The organism is Luteimonas sp. 3794, assembly GCF_031456825.1.
In the GTDB taxonomy this organism is placed as follows: domain Bacteria; phylum Pseudomonadota; class Gammaproteobacteria; order Xanthomonadales; family Xanthomonadaceae; genus Luteimonas.
In genome coordinates this window covers 194,926-218,245 of record NZ_JAVDVJ010000002.1, presented here as the reverse complement: position 1 = coordinate 218,245, position 23,320 = coordinate 194,926, and the positions used below count along the sequence as shown (strand labels likewise).

12 protein-coding genes are annotated in these 23,320 nt (G+C 67.1%); all 12 read left to right on the top strand.

Annotation, left to right across the window (positions count from 1 at the left end; genetic code table 11):
• Nucleotides 1–42 precede the first annotated feature (42 nt).
• Nucleotides 43–2,028, top strand: a complete 1,986-nt coding sequence (locus J2X52_RS04585; protein ID WP_310149386.1) for a chemotaxis protein CheA — start codon at nt 43–45, stop codon at nt 2,026–2,028.
• A 496-nt stretch (nt 2,029–2,524) separates the two neighbouring features.
• Nucleotides 2,525–4,687 (top strand): methyl-accepting chemotaxis protein, encoded by a 2,163-nt coding sequence (locus tag J2X52_RS04580; RefSeq protein WP_310149383.1) that lies wholly within the window; start codon nt 2,525–2,527, stop codon nt 4,685–4,687.
• Nucleotides 4,688–4,781: 94 nt separating this feature from the next.
• Nucleotides 4,782–5,552: a flagellar brake protein gene (locus J2X52_RS04575; protein ID WP_310149381.1), complete on the top strand. Its 771-nt coding sequence runs from the start codon at nt 4,782–4,784 to the stop codon at nt 5,550–5,552.
• Nucleotides 5,553–5,642: 90 nt separating this feature from the next.
• A complete protein-coding gene (locus J2X52_RS04570; protein WP_310149378.1) occupies nt 5,643–6,122 on the top strand; it encodes a chemotaxis protein CheW in 480 nt (159 codons plus the stop codon).
• 102 nt (nt 6,123–6,224) lie between these two features.
• Nucleotides 6,225–6,608, top strand: a complete 384-nt coding sequence (locus J2X52_RS04565; protein ID WP_310149374.1) for a hypothetical protein — start codon at nt 6,225–6,227, stop codon at nt 6,606–6,608.
• A gap of 65 nt (nt 6,609–6,673) precedes the next feature.
• On the top strand, nt 6,674–9,058 hold the full coding sequence (locus tag J2X52_RS04560) for a methyl-accepting chemotaxis protein (RefSeq protein ID WP_310149372.1): 2,385 nt from the start codon (nt 6,674–6,676) through the stop codon (nt 9,056–9,058).
• 152 nt (nt 9,059–9,210) lie between these two features.
• Nucleotides 9,211–11,901, top strand: a complete 2,691-nt coding sequence (locus tag J2X52_RS04555) for a Cache 3/Cache 2 fusion domain-containing protein (protein WP_310149369.1) — start codon at nt 9,211–9,213, stop codon at nt 11,899–11,901.
• Nucleotides 11,902–12,219: 318 nt separating this feature from the next.
• A complete protein-coding gene (locus J2X52_RS04550) occupies nt 12,220–14,469 on the top strand; it encodes a methyl-accepting chemotaxis protein (protein ID WP_310149366.1) in 2,250 nt (749 codons plus the stop codon).
• Between the two features lie 120 nt (nt 14,470–14,589).
• Complete coding sequence (locus J2X52_RS04545; RefSeq protein ID WP_310149363.1) at nt 14,590–16,854, top strand: methyl-accepting chemotaxis protein; 2,265 nt, start codon at nt 14,590–14,592, stop codon at nt 16,852–16,854.
• 461 nt (nt 16,855–17,315) lie between these two features.
• Complete coding sequence (locus J2X52_RS04540) at nt 17,316–18,080, top strand: transporter (protein WP_310149361.1); 765 nt, start codon at nt 17,316–17,318, stop codon at nt 18,078–18,080.
• A gap of 14 nt (nt 18,081–18,094) precedes the next feature.
• The gene (locus J2X52_RS04535) at nt 18,095–20,443 is read left to right on the top strand and encodes a methyl-accepting chemotaxis protein (RefSeq protein ID WP_310149358.1); all 2,349 of its coding nucleotides are present in this window, start codon (nt 18,095–18,097) and stop codon (nt 20,441–20,443) included.
• Between the two features lie 575 nt (nt 20,444–21,018).
• Nucleotides 21,019–23,271 carry a methyl-accepting chemotaxis protein gene (locus tag J2X52_RS04530; RefSeq protein ID WP_310149357.1) on the top strand — a complete coding sequence of 751 codons (2,253 nt, stop codon included), beginning with the start codon at nt 21,019–21,021 and terminating at the stop codon, nt 23,269–23,271.
• The last annotated feature ends 49 nt before the right edge of the window (nt 23,272–23,320 follow it).

Below are 23,320 nucleotides of genomic sequence, written 5' to 3'. Positions count from 1 at the left end.
GCCCGGCGCACCTCCCCTACACCGACCGCAGGCCGAGTTCCCATGAGCATGGACATGCAGCGCTTTCACGCCACCTTCTTCGAGGAAAGCCGGGAGGGGCTCGAAGCCATGGAGGCCGGCCTGCTGGACCTCGAGCAGGGCAACCGCGACCCGGACCTGATCAACTCGATCTTCCGTGCCGCCCACTCGATCAAGGGCGGCTCGGCCACGTTCGGCTTCGACGCCGTGGCCGCACTGACCCACGTGCTGGAGACGCTGCTCGACGAACTGCGCGCCGGCAAGCGCCAGATCACGGGCAACGCGATTGATGCGATGCTGGCTTCGGTCGACGTGCTGCGCGCCCTGCTCGGTGAAGCCGAAACCGGCCACCCTGCCGATCCGCAGGCCTCGCAGGCCGTGCAGGCCCGGCTCAACGCCGTGCTCGCCGGCACCGAAGCCCCGGTGCTCGCCGCGGTGAAGGCCGAAGTGCCGGTGGCCGAACCGGCCGGCTGGCGCATCGGTTTCACCCCGGCGCCTTCGCTGTTCATGAGTGGCAACGACCCGCTGCGCATCATTCGCGAGCTCGATCGCCTGGGCAATCTCGAAGTCGCCTGCCGCGTCGAACGCCTGCCCGGCTTCGAGCAGATGGACCCGCTGGAGGCGTATCTGGCCTGGGATCTGGGCCTGATCGGCGCGGTGCCGCGCAGCGCGGTGGACGAGGCGTTCTCCTGGGTCGAGGACGATTGCGAACTCGACGTGCAGGCGATCCTGCCCGACGCGCCCGAAGATAGCGCCGACATCAGCCTGCCACCGGCGCTCGAGCCGGCCGCCGGCCCCGTCGCCGCGGCCACGGAAGCCAAGAGTGGTGGCCACGACGCGGCGGAAAGCTCGATCCGCGTCAGCACCGACAAGATCGACGGGCTGATCAACCTCGTCGGCGAACTGGTCATTACCCAGGCCATGCTCAAGCAGGTGAGCGCCAACCTGGATCCAGCCCTCGCCGAGCGCCTGTTCGAAGGCCTCGACCTGCTGGAGCGCAACACGCGCGATCTGCAGGAAGCCGTGATCGGCGTGCGCATGTTGCCGGTGGAGGCCGTGTTCCGCCGCTTCCCGCGCCTGGTGCGCGACCTGTCCGCCCGCCTGGGCAAGCAGGTCCGCCTGAAGACCTTGGGCGAAGGCACCGAGCTCGACAAGGGCCTGATCGAGAAGATCGCCGACCCGCTCGTGCATCTGGTCCGCAACTCGATTGATCACGGCCTGGAACTGCCCGACGCCCGCATGGCGGCCGGCAAGGACCAGACCGGCACCATCACCCTCGCCGCGTCGCATCAGGGCGGCCACATCGTCATCGAAGTCACCGACGATGGCCGCGGTCTGGACCGCGAGCGCATCCTGGCCAAGGCCGCCGAGCGCGGCCTGGTGGTGCCCGAGAAGCCCACCGACAACCAGGTCTGGGATCTGATCTTCCAGCCCGGCTTCTCCACCGCCGATGCGGTGACCGACCTGTCGGGCCGCGGCGTGGGCATGGACGTGGTCCGCCGCAACATCCAGGCGCTGGGCGGTGAAGTGCAGCTCGAAAGTGCACTGGGCCGTGGCACCCGCGTGGTCATCCGTCTGCCGCTGACGCTGGCGATCCTCGACGGCATGACGGTCGCCGTCGGCAGTGAAACCCTGATCCTGCCGCTGTCGCACGTCATCGAGGCCCTGCAGCCCGAGCCGGGCGACATGCGCAGCGTCGCCGGCGAAGGCCGGGTGCTGCGGGTGCGCGGCGAGTACCTGCCGCTGGTCTCGCTCAACGAGTACTACCGCTACGGACAGGCCCGCCGCGACGACGCCATCGTGGTCGTGGTCGAAGGCGACGGCCAGAAGCTGGCCCTGCAGGTCGACGACCTGATCGGACAGCAGCAGGTCGTGGTCAAGAACCTCGAGAACAACTACCGCCGCGTCGACGGCATCTCGGGCGCCACGATCCTCGGCGATGGCCGGGTCGCCCTGATCGTCGATATCGGTGGCCTGGTGCGTACGTTGCGGGTGCCGCAGGCCGCCTGACGCGAGAGGTCACGGCCGGGCATGCCCCGGCCATGACCGATGTCGATAGCGGCATACGAAAATCCTGAATGCGCGTATCAGGCAATCCTGACAGACGTCAGTACAGACCCTGAGATCGATACCGACGCGCCAGATGTAACGGCGCAGCGGACTTGCGCTATCCCCCAGGGCCTTCTCGCTTGCTTGGACGACCGCGGTGGCGCGGCGAACCATCGCGTGTGGGGTCTCGCCGGCTACATCGGCGTGTACGTCCGGGCCAGGCGCGTCGCCACTCTGCGGTGCAAGCGCTGCACTCCTGCGTGCCGCGCCGCGTCGAGTTCCTGCTGCCTGTCCGGTGCCCGCATCGCGCCGTCACGGCGGTGAACTGCCCCCCTCCCGCCTTGCCGAATGTGTCATTTCGAAGTCAAGTCGGCGCCGCCGGGGCCGATATCCCTCACAGCAGCACCCTGCGCCTCACGGACATTCGTGCCAGGCGCGTCCTTCTCGGAGACTCCGCATGAACTGGCTCAACAACATGTCGATCGCGCGCAAGCTCGGGATCGCCTTCACCCTGATTTCCGTGTTCGCGATCGGCGTCGGCGGCTTCGGCCTGGCGCGCTTGTCGAGCATCAACGACGAACTGCAGAAGGTCAGCACCGACGACATGCCCGCTGTGCAGTATCTGGGGGAGATCCGCGCCCAGCTGGGCGAGTACCGCACGTTCGAGATCGCACAGCTCACCCGGCTCGACGAACCCGACGCGGTGCAGGACTACAACGAGCGGCTGGCGAAGATCGAGGTCAGCATCGCCGAGTACCAGGCACTCTACGAGGCGCTTCCGTTCGCAGCCGAGGAGCGTCGCCTCTACAGCGTCGTCGACGAACGCCTGAAGGCCTATCTGGGCGCACACCGCGAGATCGAACGTGCCCTGGAGGCCGGCGATCCGGTCGCCGCGCAAGCCGTCTCCGACGAACAGTCGCGTCCGCTGCGTCGCAGCCTGTTCGAGGCGATGGCGGTCTTGAATACCTTCAACGTCGATCGACTCAACGCGGATATCGCCCATTCCAACGCCACCTACCGCAGCAGCGTGGTGGCGATGATGGTCGGTATCGCGCTGCTGATCGCGGTGGCCGTCGCCATGGGCGTCTTTATCGCACGCACGCTGGCCGTCTCGATCGGATCGGCGGTGAAGCTGGCCGAGAACGTCTCGGCCGGTCGTCTCGACGGCCACATCGCGCTGGGTCGCCGCGACGAGGTGGGACAGTTGCTGACAGCGATGGGTCGCATGCAGGACCAGCTGCGCTCGGTGATCGGCGCACAGCGCGACATGTCGCGCGAGCACGAGGCCGGCGCCATCAGCTACCGCATGGATTCGACGGCGTTCCCCGGCGATTACGGCGTGATGGTAGCGGGCACCAATGAACTCGTCGCCGCCCATATCGCGGTCAAGATGCGCCTGGTCGAACTGATCAAGCGCTATGCGATCGGCGATCTGTCGCAGGACATGGAAAAGCTGCCCGGCGAGAAAGCGGTGATCACCGAGTCGATGGATGCGGTCAAGGCCAGCCTGACTGGCGTCAACGGCGAGATCCGCCGCCTGGTCGACGCCGCATCCGCGGGTGACTTCACCGTGCGCGGCGACGCGGACCGGTTCCAGTACGAATTCCGCGACATGGTGGACGGGCTCAATCGCCTGATGCACACCGCGGACGAGAACCTGGCCGACGTGTCGACCGTGCTGCAGGCAATCGCCAAGGGCGATCTGACCGCGCGCATGGAGGGTGATTTCCAGGGCGTGTTCGCCCGCATGCGCGACGATGCCAACGCCACCGTGGCCCAGCTGACCGCCATCGTCTCGCGGATTCAGCAGGCCTCCGGCGCCATCGGCACCGCGTCTTCGGAAATCGCGTCGGGCAACAACGACCTGGCGCAGCGTACCGAGCAGCAGGCGGCGAATCTCGAGGAGACCGCCGCCTCGATGGAAGAACTCACCTCCACCGTCCGCCAGAACGCAGACCACGCCCGTCAGGCCAATCAGCTGGCGATCGGCGCGGCGTCCGTCGCCTCGCAGGGCGGCGATGTCGTCAGCCAAGTGGTGACGACCATGGCCGACATCGAGGTCTCCTCGCGCAGGATCGGCGACATCATCTCGGTCATCGACGGCATCGCCTTCCAGACCAACATCCTCGCGCTCAATGCGGCGGTGGAAGCGGCGCGCGCCGGCGAACAGGGCCGCGGCTTCGCAGTCGTCGCCTCCGAGGTGCGCACGCTGGCACAGCGCAGCGCCGCGGCCGCCAAGGAGATCAAGGGCCTGATCGAGGATTCCACCGGCAAGGTCGCGAGCGGCGCGGCGCTGGCCGATCAGGCCGGCAGGACCATGAGCGAGATCGTGTCGTCGGTGCAGCGCGTCACCGACATCATGTCGGAGATTGCGGCAGCCTCGCAGGAACAGGCCGCCGGCATCGAGCAGGTCAACCAGACCATCACCCAGATGGACGAGACCACGCAGCAGAACGCAGCACTGGTCGAGGAAGCCTCGGCCGCCGCCCGTGCGATGGAAGAACAGGCCAGCGACCTGACCGACACCGTCGCCGTGTTCCGCATCGACGCCACCACAGCACTATTGCAGAGCACGATGGACCGGGCCTCGACATCGTATCGGGCATCCGAAGCGGCCTGAGCCGAGCGCCCTGCACAGGCCACGGCCGCGCGCCTCAACTCCCGGGGCGCGCGGCCGCTATCGTATGCAACCACTGGATGTCTCCGCCCCGACGATGCCTGTCGCTGAAGAAAACGCGTCCCTCCTCGACGACGACGAAGACTCGCCCTTCGCGCTGCGGCATCCGCTCGAAATCGGCGGCGTGCTGCGCACCCTGGTCGAGGCACGGTCGATCATCACCGCGCAGTTGGTGCCCGGCGGGCTGGCCTGTCCCACCGCGTTGCTGGCCGTCCACGACGACGGCACGCTGGTGCTCGACGGCAACCGTCAGGACGCGATGAACCGGCGCATGGCGGCCGCCACCCGTCTGGTCTGCAGGACCCAGCTCGATCTCGTGCCGATCCGCTTCCGGCTGCCCACACCGACACCCATCGACTACGAAGGCTATGCCGCCTTCAGCGCGCCCTGGCCGGACCTGCTGCTGCGTCTGCAGCGCCGCGAGATGTATCGCCTGCAGGTCTCGACGGCGGCGCCCGTCACCCTGTACGTCGACGACAGCGGCGCCGGACCGGACGCCAACGCATCCGGTTTGCGCGTGCTGGACATCAGCGGCGGAGGCCTTGCGCTGGCCGCGCCCGAACACCAGGAATCACGCTTCTCCGCCCATGCCCGCATCGCGCCCTGCCTGCTGCGCCTGGGCGATGCCGCGCCGATCCAGGTCGCACTCGAAGTCACCCACGGCGAACGCCTCGACATCCGCGGCGTGCCGTTCTGGCGCGCGGGATGCCGCTTCGTGAACCTGCCCGCGGCCCATGAGCAGCGGGTGCTGCAGTACATCTTCCAGATCGAGCGCCAGCGCAATGCGCGCCAGCGCCACGGCGGCTGACGCGGCCCTAAAGTTGCCGCCGCGCCGGCCGATCTCCTGCATGTCCCCACTCGCCGCACTTCCGCGGCCCACGCAGCAGGAGCGCACCGCATGTCCAGTTCCACCCCGAGCGCCGCTGGCGAATACCTGACCTTCACGCTTGGCGCCGAGCACTACGGCGTCGACATCCTCAAGGTCCAGGAGATCCGCGGCTATGACGCGGTGACCCGCCTCCCCGACGCACCCGACTACATCAAGGGCGTCATCAATTTGCGCGGCACCATCGTGCCGGTCATCGACCTGCGCCTGAAGCTGCGCCTGGCCGAAGCCCGCTACGACAGCTTCACCGTGATGATCGTGCTCAACGTCGAGGACCGCGTGGTCGGCATCGTCGTCGACGGCGTCTCCGACGTGGTGCCGCTGGCCGAGGACCAGGTGCGGGCGACGCCCGAATTCGGCGCCACGGTCGACACCAAGTTCATTGCCGGCATCGGCACGCTCGACGAACGCATGCTGATCCTGCTCGACATCGAGACTCTGCTCGACAGCGCCGATTTCGTCGACACCGCCGCGCTCGCCGTCGCGGCGTGAAATTCTTCTGAAATCGCTCTCAAGTTCCCCGCCCCCTTGCCGCTAGAGGGGGCAACGGGCTGCAACACCTTGGCCCGATGACCCCGACTGGAGTAGATCGCAATGCCCCCCAAGACCCCGACCCGCCTGCTGGCCACCCTGCTGTTGACCGGCCTCGCGTCCGCCGCCGTCGCCCAGGACGCCATCCGTCCCGAACAGGCCGTCCGTTTCGCCGGCCAGAGCGGCATGGTCTGCGGCAAGGTCGAGAAGACCCGTTACGCCGAGAACTCGGAAGGTCAGCCCACCTTCCTGCACATGGGTGGCGCGTTCCCGCGTCATACCTTCTCCGCGCGCATCCCCCAGGATCAGCGCGGCAACTTCCGCCCGACTCCCGAAGAGCTTGAAGGCAAGGACGTCTGCGTCCTGGGCACCATCCAGCGCGATGCCGGGCGTGCCGAGATCGCCGTCCGCTCTCCGAGCGACGTCAAGCTCGCCACGATCAAGTGATGCCGCGGCCCGGCCCCAACCCTGGGGCCGGGCCGTTCTTCATTCCGTCGCAAGGAAGTAGACACATGCAGTGGTTCTCGAATCTCAAACTCGCGCCGAAGCTGATGCTGGCGTTCGGCCTCGTTCTGCTCATCATGGTCGTCCAGGGCATCGGCGCCTACAGCGGCCTGCGCTCCATGGACCGGGTCACCACAAACCTCGTTGAAGGTGTGCTGCCCAGCGTCACCCTCGTCGGCGATACGCGCGCCCTGCTCGGCGAATATCGCACCACCTCGTATCGTGGCCTGGTCCGGGCCAGTGAAGCGGTCAAGCAGCAAGCGCGCGAACGCGCAACGGCTATCGACGGCCAACTGGCCGCCAACTTCGAGGCCTACCAGCGTTACGCCTCGACGCCCGAAGAGCAGCGCCTTCTGCAGGAGCTCGTCACCGCATGGGCGGCCGCAAGAACCTCCTACGATTCGGTCAACGAGATGCTCGACCTCGAGCTCCCCGACGACGCCACCGACACCTTCATCGGCGAAACTAGTCGCCTGCACGATGTCGCGAGCGATGCACTCGCGGCGCTGGCCGTCGAAGCCAACCGTGTCGCTGCCGAATCGCAGGCGCAGGCCGACAGTGCCTACTCCGCCTCCAGCATGATGCTGGTGGTGCTGTTGCTGGCCGGCATCGCCAGCGGCGTGGTGATCGCGTGGCTGATGGCCCGCAGTCTGACCTCGGCGGTCCGCGAAGCGGCATCCGTGACCCAGGACATCGCCAACGGCAAGCTCGACAGCCACATCGATACCCGCCGCGCCGACGAGATCGGTGACCTGCTCAAGTCGATGCAGCGCATGCAGCGCGACCTGCGCGAGCGGATCGAACGCGACCAGGCCATCGCCAGCGAGAACCTGCGCATCCGCACCGCGCTCGACAGCTCGGGCACCAGCGTGATGATTGCCGATCCGGCGCGCACCATCATCTACGCCAACGCCGCCGTCACCGATCTGCTGCGCCAGTACGATGCCGAGGTCCAGGTCGCCCTGCCCGACTTCGATATCGACACGCTGCTCGGCAGTTCGATCGACGCCTATCAGCGCAATCCCGAGCGCACCGCGAATGTCCTGGCCCAGCTCGACGGCGTGGACCACGACGAACTCACGATGGGCGGCGCGCATTTCGGCCAGACCATGGCCCGCGTCGACGACGACAGCGGCAACCTGCTCGGCTACGTCGTCGAATGGCGCGACCGCACGCCGCAGGTCCACGTGGAAGTGGAACTGGCGCGGGTGATCGACGCGGCCGCCGCTGGCGATCTGACCCACCGCATCGGCCTGGACGGCAAGACGGGCTTCTATCTCCAGCTCGCCAGCCAGCTCAACAGCCTGCTCGACGCCAATGCGGCCAGCCTCGACCAGGTCTCGACCGTGCTGACCGCCCTGGCCAGCGGCGATCTGACAGTGCGCATGGACGGCGACTTCCAAGGTGTGTTCGCCCGGATGCGCGATGACGCCAATGCCACCGTGGCGCAGCTGACCGGCATCGTGTCGCGGATCCAGCAGGCCTCCGGCGCCATCGGGACCGCGTCTTCGGAAATCGCGTCCGGCAACAACGACCTGTCGCAGCGCACCGAGCAGCAGGCCGCCAACCTTGAGGAAACCGCCGCCTCGATGGAGGAACTCACCTCCACCGTCCGCCAGAACGCCGACCACGCCCGCCAGGCCAACCAGCTGGCGATCGGCGCCGCCTCGGTCGCCTCACAGGGCGGCGAGGTGGTCAGCAAGGTGGTCACCACGATGGCCGACATCGAGAAGTCCTCGCGCAAGATCGGCGACATCATCTCGGTCATTGACGGCATCGCGTTCCAGACCAACATCCTGGCCTTGAACGCGGCGGTGGAAGCGGCACGCGCCGGCGAACAGGGCCGCGGCTTCGCCGTCGTGGCATCGGAAGTGCGGACCCTCGCCCAGCGCAGCGCCGCGGCGGCGAAGGAGATCAAGGGCCTGATCGACGATTCGACCAGCCGGGTCTCCGATGGCGCGGCATTGGCCGGCCAGGCCGGCAAGACCATGGGCGAGATCGTCTCCTCGGTGCAGCGGGTCACCGACATCATGTCGGAGATCGCCGCCGCCTCGCAGGAGCAGGCCTCGGGCATCGAGCAGGTCAACCAGACCATCACCCAGATGGACGAGACCACACAGCAGAACGCGGCGCTGGTGGAAGAAGCTTCGGCGGCCGCGCGCTCGATGGAAGAACAGGCCGCGGGTCTGGCGCAGACGATCTCGATCTTCCGTCTCGACCCGACCCAGGTCGCCGTGCAGGCCGCCATGTCGGTGCAGTCGGTGCAGTCGGTGCAGAAGGCGACTCCCGTCGCTGCGCTATCCGCACGCCGCAAGCCCACAGCGGCGGCGCGCCCGGCCCCGGTGAAGCAGGCGCCCAGCAGCGTCAGCGAAACGAACTGGGCCGAGTTCTGACGGTCTCCACCCCGCCTGCATGTGTTGCACCCGACGCCCCGGTCATCGACCGGGGCGTCGCTACATCTGGACACCGTTCGTCGGGCGCGATTCAAGGCCGGACTTCACCCGCCGATAACGAACGTGAACACAGTTACTGAACGGATGCCCCTATGCTTCGCGCCCTGCAACACGCCACCATCGGCACCCGACTCTCGCTCGCCGCCGCGCTCGCCGCCGGACTGTGCCTATTACTGCTGGCCACCATCGTCTATCGCGATGCCGCCGCGGTGTACGAGGCGCAGGCCCAGGTATCACTCGCCGACACCGCGGACACCATCGGCGAAAGTGTCGCGCTGTACGAACGCACGCTGGTCGACAACACCGAGCGTCTTGGCAGCGCATTCGCAGCCATGCTGCCCGCCGGCACACCGACCCTCGACGCCAGTTCCACCATCACGGTGGGCGAGCGCGAAACACCACTTCTGACGTTCGGCAGCCACGTCGCCAATCTCGATTTCGACAGCGTCGACCGCTTCACCGCGAACACGGGCGCGGTGGCCACTATCTTCGCGCGCGACGACGACGCACTGGTCCGCGTGACCACGTCGCTCACCAACGACGCCGGCAACCGCGTGATCGGCACCGCGCTCGATCCCGCACACCCTGCCTATGCACGCCTGTTCGCGGGCGAGTCGTACACCGGCCGGGCGCGACTGTTCGGCCGCGACTACATGACCCACTACCGCCCGCTGCGTGACGCGGACGGGGCACTGCTGGGCAGCCTCTTCATCGGCCTGGACTACACCGAGGGCCTCGCGGCCCTCGCGACGCGCCTGCGCGATACCCATATTGGCGGCGACGGCTACATCGTCGTGGTCGATCGCAGTGGCGAGGCGCCCGTGCTGGTGTCCCATCCCGCAGGGCTCGCAGGCGATCCGCTGGTGCTGGCCGAAGCCGATCAGCAAGCAGCGTTCGCTGCGCTGCTGGCCGATCCTGCTGCCAGCGGTGATGCGCGGATGGCCTTGTCGCCGGACGCATCCGCTCCCCCGGCCAGCGCCGATCTGCATGCGGTCGCGTTCGCGCCGTGGAACTGGGTGCTGCTGGCAGTCAAGCCGCGCCAGCAGACCGAGGCCGTGTTGGCCACGATGCGCTGGAAGATCGCCGGCGTGTCCCTGTTCGCCCTGGTCGTATTGATCACCGCCATCGTCGTGGTCAGCCGCCGACTGGTGTCGCGCCCGCTGGGCCGCGCGATCACGATCGCTGATCGTGTCGCCGCCGGCGATCTGGACACCACGATCACCACCGTCGGGCACGACGAGACCGCGAAGCTGCTGCAGGCCTTGGCACGCATGCAGGCCGGCCTGCGCCAGCGCGCCGAGGCCGACCTGGTCGTCGCCCGCGAGAATCTGCGTATCCGCACCGCGCTCGACAGTGTGACCACCCACGTGATGATCGCCGACACCGCGCGCGACATCGTCTACGTCAACCGTCCGCTGCAGCAGATGCTCGCCGAGGCCCAGGCGGATCTGCGCCGTGATCTGCCCGCGTTCGATGCCGCCACGCTGGTCGGCAGCAACATCGACGGTTTCCACCGCGCGCCCGAGCATCAGGCCGCGATGCTGGCGAAGTTGCGCGACACCCACCGCGCGCAGATCCGCGTCGGCGGCCGCACGATGCAGCTGATCATCAATCCGGTGCTCGCTGCCGACGGTCGTCAGGAAGGCTTCGTCGTCGAATGGGCGGACCGCACCGCCGAAGTCCGGGTCGAAGCCGAGGTTTCGCGGATCGTCGCCGCAGCGGCGGCCGGCGACATGTCGGGCCGCGTCCGCACCGACGACAAGCAGGGTTTCCTGCTGCAGCTTGCGCAGCAGCTCAACGGCCTGCTCGACGCCAATGCCACCAGTCTCGACCAGGTGTCGAGCGTACTGACGGCCTTGGCACAGGGTGATCTCACCGCGCGCATGGACGGCGATTTCCAGGGTGTGTTCGCGCAGATGCGCGACGACGCCAATGCCACGGTCGCACAGCTGGCCGGTATCGTGTCGCGCATCCAGGAGGCGTCCGGTGCCATCGGCACCGCGTCCTCGGAAATCGCCTCGGGCAACAACGACCTGTCGCAGCGCACCGAACAGCAGGCCGCCAATCTCGAAGAGACCGCGGCCTCGATGGAGGAACTCACCTCCACCGTGCGCCAGAATGCCGATCACGCCCGTCAGGCCAATCAGCTCGCCATCGGCGCGGCCTCGGTCGCGTCGCAGGGTGGCGACGTGGTCAGCCAGGTCGTGACCACGATGGCCGATATCGAACAGTCCTCGCGCAAAATCGGCGACATCATCTCGGTCATCGACGGCATCGCATTCCAGACCAACATCCTCGCGCTCAACGCCGCCGTGGAAGCGGCGCGTGCCGGTGAGCAAGGCCGCGGCTTCGCGGTCGTCGCCACTGAAGTGCGCACGCTGGCGCAGCGCAGCGCGGCGGCTGCCAAGGAGATCAAGGGTCTGATCGACGACTCGAGCAGCAAGGTCTCCAGCGGCGCGGCGCTGGCCGGCCAGGCCGGCCAGACCATGGGCGAGATCGTGTCCTCGGTGCAGCGTGTCACCGACATCATGTCGGAGATCGCCGCCGCCTCGCAGGAGCAGGCCTCGGGTATCGAGCAGGTCAATCAGACCATCACCCAGATGGATGAGACCACGCAGCAGAACGCGGCGCTGGTGGAAGAAGCCTCGGCTGCTGCCCGTTCGATGGAGGAGCAGGCTGCGGCGTTGTCGCAGACTGTCTCTGTCTTCCGGCTGCAGTCCGACAGCGGAACGCTGCCGCCTGCGCGCGGACGTGCGATCGCGCAGGACCTCGCGATCGCCTGACGGCATCCGGATCGCCATCGACGCGGAAGCATCGCGTCGATGGCGTTGGTGTGAAGCACGGACCACAGCGTGCCCAGGTGCACGCTAGGGACATACCAGCGGCACCGACGCGTCCGTTCCTGAACATCTGACAAGAGGAGAGCGCGCGGACCGCGCTTCATACGTATCCCGATCACGTTTGGATCCCAAAATCCGATCACATGATTCGTTGCATTTTTGAGTACTCAGAGTTTGGTTTCGGCGCCGTTATAGCAGTCGACCGGAGCACCCGACGGTCCTGGATAGCGCCGCACAACCGGATCCAACGACGAGACCATCATGCATATCGGCAATTTTCGAATTGGGCAGCGACTCGCTGCCGGCTTTTCCATACTCATCCTGTTGACGCTCGTGCTGAGCGTGGTGAGCATCCAGCGCGTCCACCGCATCAGCGACAGCCTGCACGTCATCAATGACGTCAACAGCGTCAAACAGCGTCATGCCATCAACTTCCGCGGCAGCGTGCACGATCGCGCAATCGCCCTGCGCGACGTCGTGCTGGCCGATGGCCCCGAAGCCGTCGGTGCGGCCGAAACGCAGATCGACACATTGGCGGCGTTCTACGCCGAATCGGCCGCGCCGCTGGACGCCCTGGTCGCGCAATCCACGGATCCGCGCGAAGCCGAAATGCTGGCCAGCATCCAGGCGATCGAGGCCGAAGCGCTGCCGCTGACCGCACAGGTCCGCGCCCTGCGCGATGCCGGCGACGCCGCTGGCGCCCAGCAGCTGTTGATGACGCAGGCCGCCCCGGCATTCGTCACGTGGCTGGCGCGCATCAACGCCTTCATCGATCTGCAGGAAGGCAAGAACCAGCAGGAGGCCGCCACCGCGATGGACGCGACGGACGGCTTCGCCATGTTCATGCTCATCCTGACCCTGCTCGCGGTGATCGCCGCCGGTGTGATCGCCTTTGTATTGACGCGCAGCATCACCGGACCGCTGCGACTCATGCTGGACGCGGCGCAACGTGTCAGTCGCGGCGAACTCGATGACGCCATCGCCCCAGGCAAGCGGGACGAGGTGGGCCAGGTGCTCACGGCCATGGGTCAGATGCAGGCGCAGTTGCGCGCGGTGATCGCCGCGCAGCGTGACATGGCCCGCGAACACGATGCCGGCGCGATCAGTTACCGCATGGACGCCGCCGCCCTGCCCGGCGACTACGGCGCGATGGTCGCAGGGACCAATGCACTCGTCGCCGCCCACATCGCGGTGAAGATGCGGGTCATCGATCTGGCCGGCCGCTATGCGGTGGGTGACCTGTCGCAGGACATGGACCGCCTGCCCGGCGAAAAGGCCGCGATCACCGAGACCATGGATGCGGTCAAGGCCAATCTCGTCGCGATCAACGGCGAGATCCGCCGCCTGGTCGAGGCCGCCGCGCGCGGCGACTTCAGCGAGCGCGGCGATGCAGCGCGGTTCCAGCACGATTTCCGCGACATGGTCGACGGGCTCAACCGCCTGATGCAGACAGCCGATGGCAACCTCGCCGATGTGTCCACCGTGCTGCAGGCCATCGCGCGCGGCGACCTCACGGTGCGGATGGACGGCGAGTTCCAGGGCGTGTTCGCGCAGATGCGCGACGATGCCAATGCCACGGTCGCCCAATTGACCGATATCGTCTCGCGTATCCAGCACGCGTCCGGCGCCATCGGTACCGCGTCTTCGGAAATCGCCTCCGGCAACAACGACCTGTCCCAACGCACCGAACAGCAGGCAGCGAATCTCGAAGAAACCGCTGCATCGATGGAGGAACTCACCTCCACCGTGCGGCAGAACGCCGACCACGCCCGTCAGGCCAACCAGCTCGCCATCGGTGCGGCCTCGGTCGCCTCGCAGGGTGGCGAGGTGGTGAGCCAGGTCGTAACGACGATGGCCGACATCGAACAGTCCTCGCGCAGGATTGGCGACATCATCTCGGTCATCGACGGCATCGCGTTCCAGACCAATATCCTCGCGCTCAATGCGGCAGTCGAGGCGGCACGTGCCGGCGAACAGGGTCGCGGCTTCGCGGTCGTTGCCTCCGAAGTCCGCACGCTGGCACAGCGCAGTGCGGCGGCTGCAAAGGAGATCAAGGGTCTGATCGACGATTCGACCAGCAAAGTGTCTGATGGTGCCGCGCTGGCCGGCCAAGCCGGCCAGACCATGGGCGAGATCGTCTCGTCGGTGCAGCGCGTCACCGACATCATGTCCGAGATCGCCGCTGCTTCACAGGAACAGGCGTCGGGCATCGAGCAGGTCAACCAGACCATCACCCAGATGGACGAAACCACGCAGCAGAACGCGGCGCTGGTCGAAGAAGCTTCGGCTGCGGCGCGCTCGATGGAAGAACAGGCAGCGGCGCTTTCGCAAACGGTCTCGGTGTTCCGTGTCGACACCGCCCCCCTGCCCCCGGCCTCCCGCGGGACGCGGCCTTCGACGCCCGTACGCCAGAGCAACCGCCCCGCGACGGCAACACCCGCACGCAGCGCCCGCGCATCGACGCCCCGGCCTGCGCCTGCGACGGTCGAAGCGGACTGGGCGGAGTTCTAAAAGCCCAGTACCCGGAACATCCGGGCTGTCCGTGAGTTGGTCCGGCCGCCACCGCCACAGAAATGCCGGTGGCGGCCGATACCGGAGTGGAGCCACCTCGACACACTCCGGAACCCATCTATGAATTTCAGGCGCGCCGTCTACGCACGACTGTCCAATCTGTCGATGCGGCAGAAATTCCTGCTGCAGACCATCTTCGTTGCGATCGGCATCGTCGCGCTGGCCGTCGTGGCCGCGCGCATGCAGTATCTGGACCTCAATGCCACCCGTCAGGCCGCGCTGCGCGCGCAGACGGAGATGGCCTTCGGCGTGATCAAGCAGTACGCCGCACGCGCCGAGGCCGGCGAGATGGACGTGGCGACCGCCCAGGCCGGGGCGCTCGATACGCTGCGGGTGATGCAGGCATCCGAGGGCGTGGACTACTTCTTCATTACCGACGACTCGCCGCGCATGCTGATGCATCCGCTGCGCGACGATCTGACCGGCAAACCCGTCGGCGATGTGCGCAGCCCGGATGGGAAAGCGATCTTTCCCGAGTTCGTACGCGTCGCAAAGGCCGGCGGTGGGTTTGTTGACTACACCTGGGCAAAGGCCGGCGTGCCCGACCCGGTGCAGAAGACTTCGTACGCCGCGCAGTACGCGCCCTGGGGCTGGGTGGTGGGCACGGGCGTCTATCTCGACGACACCCAGGCACAGGCCATGAGCTTCACCGGCATCATGACCGCGGCCGGCGGTGTTCTGGTGCTGATCAATCTGCTGATCGGCTGGGCGATTGGCGCTTCGGTGCTCGATTCCATCGGCCGTGCGCTGGGCGCCATCCGCGGCGTGTCACGCGGCGATCTGAAAGTGCGCACCGGCGTCCATGGTCGCGACGAGATCGGGCAGATGCTCAAGGCGACCGACGAGATGGTGCATACGCTGGAGCGTTTCTCCGGCGAAGTGCGCGAGATGACCCGCAAGCACGAGGCCGAGGACATCAGCCACCGCATGCCGGAAGATTTTCAGGGTGTCTACGGCGAGCTGGCGACCGGCATCAACACGATGATGTTCGAACATCTGGACGCGATCCTGGACGCGGTCGACGTGCTCCAGGATTACGCCAATGGCGATCTCACACGCGACGCCCGCCGGCTCCCCGGCAGTCGCGCCGTGCTGCACGAATCGATGGATGCCGCCAAGGCCAGTCTGCGCGCGATCAATGGCGAGATCCGTCGCCTGGCCGATGCCGCCGCCGCGGGCGACTTCAGCGTGCGCGGCGACGAGGCCGCCTACCAGGCGGATTTCCGCGCCATGGTGCGTGACCTCAACGCGATGATGGCAACCAGCGACCACAATTTGGGCGAACTGTCACGCCTGTTCCAGGCCATGGCCAAGGGCGATCTGACCGTGCGCATGGATGGTGAGTTCCAGGGCGTGTTCGCCCGCATGCGCGACGACGCCAATGCCACAGTCGCGCAGCTGACCGGCATCGTGTCGCGCATCCAGGAGGCGTCGGGTGCCATCGGCACCGCGTCCTCCGAAATCGCGTCCGGCAACAACGACCTGTCGCAGCGCACCGAACAGCAGGCTGCGAATCTCGAAGAAACCGCTGCGTCGATGGAGGAGCTCACCTCCACCGTCCGCCAGAACGCCGACCACGCCCGCCAGGCCAACCAACTGGCGATCGGTGCGGCATCGGTCGCCTCGCAGGGCGGCGATGTCGTCAGCCAGGTGGTCACGACCATGGCCGATATCGAAACATCCTCGCGCAGGATCGGCGACATCATCTCGGTCATCGACGGCATCGCCTTCCAGACCAACATCCTCGCGCTCAATGCGGCGGTCGAAGCGGCGCGCGCAGGCGAACAGGGCCGTGGCTTTGCGGTGGTGGCGTCCGAAGTGCGCACCCTTGCCCAGCGCAGCGCCGCCGCGGCCAAGGAGATCAAGGGCCTGATCGACGACTCGACCAGCAAGGTCTCCAGCGGCGCGGCGCTTGCCGGCCAGGCCGGCAAGACCATGGGCGAGATCGTGTCCTCGGTGCAGCGGGTCACCGACATCATGTCGGAGATCGCCGCAGCCTCGCAGGAGCAGGCGTCGGGTATCGAACAGGTCAACCAGACCATCACCCAGATGGACGAGACCACGCAGCAGAACGCGGCGCTGGTCGAGGAAGCCTCGGCGGCCGCACGCTCGATGGAAGAACAGGCGGCGGCGCTGACCCAGACCGTGTCGATCTTCGTGCTGCAGGCGGGCGATGGCCACATCCACAGCTCCGCCCCGGCCGCGCCGCGGGCTGCAGTCGCCCCCGCAGCTCGCAAGCCCGCCCCCAGGCCAGCGCCGCAGAAGGCCAAGGCCAGCGGTCGCGCCGACCTGGCCCTGGTGGATGCCGGATGGCAGGAATTCTGAGCTGCCCTGCCCGCCGGGCGACTCCCCATAGCGGGTGATGTTCAGTGCTGGGGCAATCGGGGGATGGCCCATCTTCGAGCCGGCCGTGTGCAGACACGGCCGGCATTCGCCCGTGCGCTGACCGGGAACAACCTGCCGCTCAGGGCAAATGCGCTGGCCAGTCGACACCAGTGCGCGCGTTCCCGGGTGCGCGTCCGCCTGCGCCTGACCAGCGGCAACACCGTGCGCAAGCCCACAAGCACCACGACACGCGTGGACCCGCGCCTACTGCGGGCGCACGCCGCGCACCGTTTGTCGGAGATCTGTCAAGAAACCCCGGGCCGGACCGCTAGCGTCCTTAAGACACCTGGATTGGCAACGTCACGAAAGCGCAGCCACGGTTTGGAAACGCAGCCTGTGCGCATCGCGGGACCGAACAGCCAGGCACCCGTGTTCCAAGCTCGCGATCCAGGGAGATCACAATGAGGCCAATCGTTCTTGCCAGCTGCCTGACCTTGTTCGGCATCGCCAGCCCTGCGCACTCCGACGAAGGGACGATCGCCACCGATCGGCCGGACTTCGTCGAATCCAGCCTCACGGTCGGCCATCACCGCCTGCAAGTGGAAACCAGCGTCACCTGGGAGCGCGATGGCGATGTGGAGGGCTATGCCACGCCCACGCTGTTCCGCTACGGGCTTGGCCCGAACTGGGAACTGCGCCTGGAAAGCGACGGCTGGCAGCGCATCAACGCAGACGGCGAACCCAGGGTCTCGGGTCTCGCCGACGTCTCCCTCGGGGTCAAGCATCACCTGGCCGGCTCCGGCGACGGCGGTGCATCGCTGGCCTGGCTGCTGCACGTGGACCTGCCCAGCGGCGCACGCGCCCTGCGCGGCCATGGCGCCCGGCCATCGTTGCGCTTCGTGGCCGAATGGGATCTCAGCGAGAGCGTCTCTGCAGGATTGATGCCCGGCGTGATCTGGGACGACGACGGCAACGGCAATCGCTACGCAGCCGGCATCTTCGGTGCGGTGGTCGGCAAGGCGTGGACCGATCGCAGCCGCTCGTTCGTGGAGTTGGCATTGCCGCAGATCGCCAGCAGCGACGACGGCGGTACCAGCGCTTTGATCAATATCGGTTCGGCCTGGCTCTTGAGCAAGGACGTGCAATTGGATGCGGTCTACAGCCACAGCCTCAATGATCGTGCGCCAGAACATGCGCTCGGCGCCGGTGTATCCATCCGCTTCTGAATCAGGTGATCCACATGAAGATCGTGCACATGCTCGCAATTCTGGTGCTGGTCGCGGTGCTCGCACTGCTCGCGCTGGGTGGCGTCGGATACGGTGCGCAGCAGGGGTTGCTCAGCGCGGTCGCCGCGCAGGTCACGTCATCCGATGCGCTGCGCAACCACATGCAGGCGGACATGATGCATGACGCCTTGCGCGGTGACGTGACCACTGCGCTGCTGTCGGCTTCGCGCCAGGACACTGCAGGCGTCGAGGCCGCGCGTAGCGCGCTGGCCGAGCATGCCGCCGAGTTCAGCCAAGCGCTGGACGACAACCGCAAGCTGCCGCTGGACCCCGCACTGCGCAGCGAACTTGATGCCGTCGCGCCTGCGCTTCAGGCATATATCGCGGCCGCGGAGCAGGTCGTCTCGCTGGTTGAATCGCAGGCGGACAGCGGCGCCGCCTATACCGATTTTTCCGTCAAGTTCGAGCAGCTTGAGACCAGCATGAGCTCGATCAGCGATCGGATCGCGGCACTGAACGCAGCCAACCGCAGCGAAGCCGAACGGTACAGCCATCGCGTCACCCGGCAGCAGGCCGGTGCCGTGGGGCTGGCCATCCTGTGTCTGGGACTGGCCGCCGCCTGGATCCTGCGCTCGCTCTCGCGCCTGCTGGGCGGCGAACCGCGCGTGGCGATGGCCGCTGCCCAGCACATCGCCGAAGGTCGTCTGGATCAACCCATCCCGGTCGCCGCCAAGCACGCGCACAGCCTGATGGCGGCGCTGGCGCGCATGCAGCGCGAGCTTCGGGAACGGATCGAGCGCGAGCGCGGCATCGCCGCCGAGAACCTGCGTATCCGCACCGCGCTGGAGCAGGTCACCGCCAACGTGATGATCGCCGATTCCAATCGCACCATCATTTACGCGAATGCCCCGCTGGTGAAGATGCTGGGTGATGTCGAAAGCGAAATCCGCCAGGATCTGCCTGCTTTCGACGTGGCCACTCTGATTGGCAGCAACATCGACGGTTTCCACCGCGCGCCCGAGCACCAGGCCGCGATGCTGGCGAAGCTGCGCGATACACACCGCGCGCAGATCCACGTCGGTGGCCGCACGATGCAGCTGATCATCAACCCGGTGCTCGCCGCAGACGGCAGTCAGGAAGGCTTCGTTGTCGAATGGGCGGACCGCACCGCCGAAGTCCGGGTCGAAGCCGAGGTCTCGCGGATCGTTGCCGCGGCGGCGGCCGGCGACATGTCGGGCCGTGTCCGCACCGACGACAAGCAGGGTTTTCTGTTGCAACTGGCGCAGCAACTCAATGGGTTGCTCGATGCGAATGCGGTCAGCCTCGATCAGGTGTCGAGCGTGCTGACGGCACTGGCCCGGGGTGATCTCACCGCGCGCATGGACGGCGATTTCCAAGGCGTATTTGCCCAGATGCGCGATGCTGCCAATGCCACGGTGGCACAGCTGGCCGGCATCGTCTCGCGGATCCAAGAAGCGTCCGGCGCCATCGGCACGGCCTCGTCTGAGATCGCCTCGGGCAACAACGACCTGTCGCAGCGCACCGAGCAGCAGGCTGCCAATCTCGAAGAAACCGCAGCCTCGATGGAAGAACTCACCTCCACCGTGCGCCAGAATGCCGACCACGCCCGGCAGGCCAACCAGCTGGCGATCGGCGCGGCCTCGGTCGCTTCGCAGGGCGGCGATGTCGTCAGTCAGGTGGTCACCACCATGGCAGACATCGAGACATCCTCGCGCAGGATCGGCGACATCATCTCGGTCATCGACGGCATCGCGTTCCAGACCAACATCCTCGCGCTCAATGCCGCGGTGGAAGCGGCGCGCGCCGGCGAACAGGGCCGCGGCTTCGCGGTCGTGGCCTCAGAGGTGCGCACACTGGCGCAGCGCAGCGCCGCCGCGGCCAAGGAGATCAAGGGCCTGATCGACGACTCGAGCAGCAAGGTCTCCAGCGGCGCGGCCCTGGCTGACCAGGCCGGCCGGACCATGGGCGAAATCGTGTCGTCCGTGCAGCGCGTCACCGACATCATGTCGGAGATCGCCGCGGCCTCGCAGGAGCAGGCGTCGGGTATCGAACAGGTCAATCAGACCATCACCCAGATGGACGAGACCACCCAGCAGAACGCGGCGCTGGTGGAAGAAGCCTCGGCGGCCGCGCGCTCGATGGAAGAACAGGCCGCGGCTTTGACCCAGACCGTCTCGATCTTCCGGCTGGCAGGCGCGCCGCTCGCGCTGGCCGCGGTTCCGCCACGCGCGACTTCGGTCGCGAGTCCAGCTGTGCGTCCGGCGCCGAAGGTGCGGAAGGCGCAAGCGCCCTCTGCCCCAGCCAAGCCCGCGCTCGCGGAAGCGGACTGGGCCGAGTTCTGAGTGTCCGGACCGGCGCCCGCCTCGCAAGGCGGGCGCAGTCCCCCTCGCGTCGTCTGCCGGAGTTTTGGGCGCTCGCGGCGCCACGAACGGTATACCCCAGTCGAAGCGAAGATTCGAGGTCAGCAGCGTATCCACGGTTCGCGGGCGAACGGTCCACTCCCCGCCTCTGCCGCAGACCACTCACGTGCGCCTGCTCACGCACACAAGCGCGGCGCTCGTCTTCGATCTGCAGATTCAGCCCTGCGGTGCGCATGACCGCGACCATCTCATCGCAGTGAGGTCGGTTGGCGACCCGTCAATACTGGACGTTCCAGCCACGCGACCGGCTCGGGTGCCCCCATTCGCAGGGCGGGATCGCGCCGGCGCCTCCGCGTCGCCAGCGGAATCCGGTTTATCGACCTCGCCAGATTCCTGAATTTCACATCGTCCGTTCCAGTTTCAATACCGCTTGTCGCCTGGACGCCGTTACCCCCTCAACTCCGATATGAAAGCGCCGTTATCTGCTGTGCACCACTGATCGAGCATGACGCGCTCGTCTGGGCACTCCATACCGCTCACTCCATTCGGACTCTGCCATGAATGCATTTCTGCAGCGCTACAACGTAGGTCGCCGTCTGGGAGCGGCGTTCGGAATTCTGATCCTGTTGTCCGCCGCCCTGGTCGCTGCGGGCCTCAGCACGATGTCCAGCGCCCGCGCCGAGCTGGACGAGATCGTCCAGGTCAATGTCGCGAAAACGCAGCTGGGCAGTGCCATGCACAGCGCGAACTCGGAGATCTTCATCGCGCTTGGCGCCCTGGTCATGGTGACCAGCGAAGAAATGAACGCACAGGCGCTGGCGGGGATCCAGGACGGGCGCCAGCGCTACCAGGCCGCGCGCGAGGCGCTCGAAAAGTTTCCCGCCGACGAGGCTGCACGCCGGAACCGCGAGACGATCGATGGCCATCGCGAAACGTCACGAACCTTGAACGACCAGGTGATGGCACTCGCCAAGGAGAATCGGAACGAGGAAGCGCAGGCGCTGCTCACGGAGCGCGCGCGCCCGGCAATGGAAGCCTGGCAACACGCGATCGAAGAAAACGTCGCGCTGCAGACGCAGCAGACCGCGGCCTCGTACGCCGTGGCCACCGAGGTGATGAACCGCGGGCGGACGCTGCTCTTGGTCGTCGGTGTCCTGGTCGTCATCATCGGCGTACTGTTGGCCTTCGCCATCACCCGTAGCCTCACCCTGCCGCTCGCCCGGGCCACGCGCGCCGCCGAAGCGATTGCCGGCGGGCGTCTGGACAACGACGTAGAGAGCAAGGCCAAGGACGAGAGTGGACGCCTGCTGAGCGCGATGCGCGGCATGCAGACCCAGTTGCGCAATCTGCTCGCTGCACAGGCCGAGATGGCCCGTCGCCACGACGAGGGTCAGATCAGCTATCGCATGGACGAGGCTGCCTTCCCGGGTGACTACGCGCGCATGGTCAGCGGCACAAATGCCGTGGTCGCGTCGCATATCGAAACGAAGTTGCGCATTGTCGACATGGTTTCTCGCTACGCGATCGGCGATCTTTCGCAGGACATGGAGAAACTGCCTGGCGAAAAAGCCGTCATCACCCAGTCGATGGACGCGGTCAAACGCAACCTGTCCGCGATCAACGCCGAGATCAAGCGTCTGGCTGGCGCCGCAGGGCGCGGCGACTTCTCGCAGCGCGGCGACGCGGGCCAGTACCAGCACGATTTCCGCGACATGGTCGAAGGCCTGAACCATCTGATGGCGACTACCGACAGCAATCTCGAGCAGGTGTCCGACGTGCTGCAGGCGATCGCCAAGGGCGATCTCACCACGCGCATGGATGGCGAATTCCAGGGCGTGTTCGCCAAGATGCGCGACGACGCCAATGCAACCGTCGCCCAGCTCCGCGAGATCGTCGCGCAGATCCAGGGCGCGGCGGGTGCGATCGGTACCGCGTCCTCCGAAATCGCCTCGGGCAACAACGATCTGGCGCAGCGTACCGAGCAGCAGGCTGCCAATCTCGAAGAAACCGCAGCCTCGATGGAGGAACTCACCTCCACCGTCCGCCAGAACGCAGATCACGCCCGCCAGGCCAACCAGCTGGCGATCGGCGCCGCCTCGGTCGCATCGCAGGGCGGCGACGTGGTGGGCCAGGTGGTCACCACGATGGCCGACATCGAGCAGTCCTCGCGCAAGATCGGCGACATCATCTCGGTCATCGACGGCATCGCCTTCCAGACCAACATCCTGGCGCTCAACGCCGCCGTGGAAGCGGCGCGTGCCGGCGAGCAGGGCCGCGGCTTTGCGGTCGTCGCCTCCGAGGTGCGTACGCTTGCACAGCGCAGCGCCGCGGCAGCGAAGGAGATCAAGGGCCTGATCGACGACTCGACCAGCAAGGTGTCCGATGGCGCGGCGCTGGCCGGCCAGGCCGGCAAGACCATGGGCGAGATCGTGTCCTCCGTGCAGCGCGTCACCGACATCATGTCGGAGATTGCCGCCGCCTCGCAGGAGCAGGCTTCGGGCATCGAGCAGGTCAACCAGACCGTCACCCAGATGGACGAGACCACGCAGCAGAACGCGGCGCTGGTGGAGGAAGCCTCGGCCGCCGCGCGCTCGATGGAAGAACAGGCCGCGGCGCTAACCCAGACCGTCTCGGTGTTCCGCATCGACGCCAGCCGGGAACCGGTCCGCGCGGCCGCGCCACGCCGTCCTGCGCCGGTCGCGTCCACCCCGGCATTCGCCGCGCCCGCCCAGGCGCGTCGCGCACCGGCACGCCCCGTCGCTGCAAAGCCGGCGCTGGCCGTCGCCGAAGCAGACTGGGCCGAGTTCTGAGTCCGATCGCGTCATCGCACACCCGGACGGTCAATTTCCGGCCGTCCGG

Bases quoted from the DNA above. Each gene is read 5' to 3' on its own strand.
- J2X52_RS04585 (WP_310149386.1), top strand. From the start codon at position 43: ATGAGCATGGACATGCAGCGCTTTCACGCCACCTTCTTCGAGGAAAGC.
- J2X52_RS04580 (WP_310149383.1), top strand. From the start codon at position 2,525: ATGAACTGGCTCAACAACATGTCGATCGCGCGCAAGCTCGGGATCGCC.
- J2X52_RS04575 (WP_310149381.1), top strand. From the start codon at position 4,782: ATGCCTGTCGCTGAAGAAAACGCGTCCCTCCTCGACGACGACGAAGAC.
- J2X52_RS04570 (WP_310149378.1), top strand. From the start codon at position 5,643: ATGTCCAGTTCCACCCCGAGCGCCGCTGGCGAATACCTGACCTTCACG.
- J2X52_RS04565 (WP_310149374.1), top strand. From the start codon at position 6,225: ATGCCCCCCAAGACCCCGACCCGCCTGCTGGCCACCCTGCTGTTGACC.
- J2X52_RS04560 (WP_310149372.1), top strand. From the start codon at position 6,674: ATGCAGTGGTTCTCGAATCTCAAACTCGCGCCGAAGCTGATGCTGGCG.
- J2X52_RS04555 (WP_310149369.1), top strand. From the start codon at position 9,211: ATGCTTCGCGCCCTGCAACACGCCACCATCGGCACCCGACTCTCGCTC.
- J2X52_RS04550 (WP_310149366.1), top strand. From the start codon at position 12,220: ATGCATATCGGCAATTTTCGAATTGGGCAGCGACTCGCTGCCGGCTTT.
- J2X52_RS04545 (WP_310149363.1), top strand. From the start codon at position 14,590: ATGAATTTCAGGCGCGCCGTCTACGCACGACTGTCCAATCTGTCGATG.
- J2X52_RS04540 (WP_310149361.1), top strand. From the start codon at position 17,316: ATGAGGCCAATCGTTCTTGCCAGCTGCCTGACCTTGTTCGGCATCGCC.
- J2X52_RS04535 (WP_310149358.1), top strand. From the start codon at position 18,095: ATGAAGATCGTGCACATGCTCGCAATTCTGGTGCTGGTCGCGGTGCTC.
- J2X52_RS04530 (WP_310149357.1), top strand. From the start codon at position 21,019: ATGAATGCATTTCTGCAGCGCTACAACGTAGGTCGCCGTCTGGGAGCG.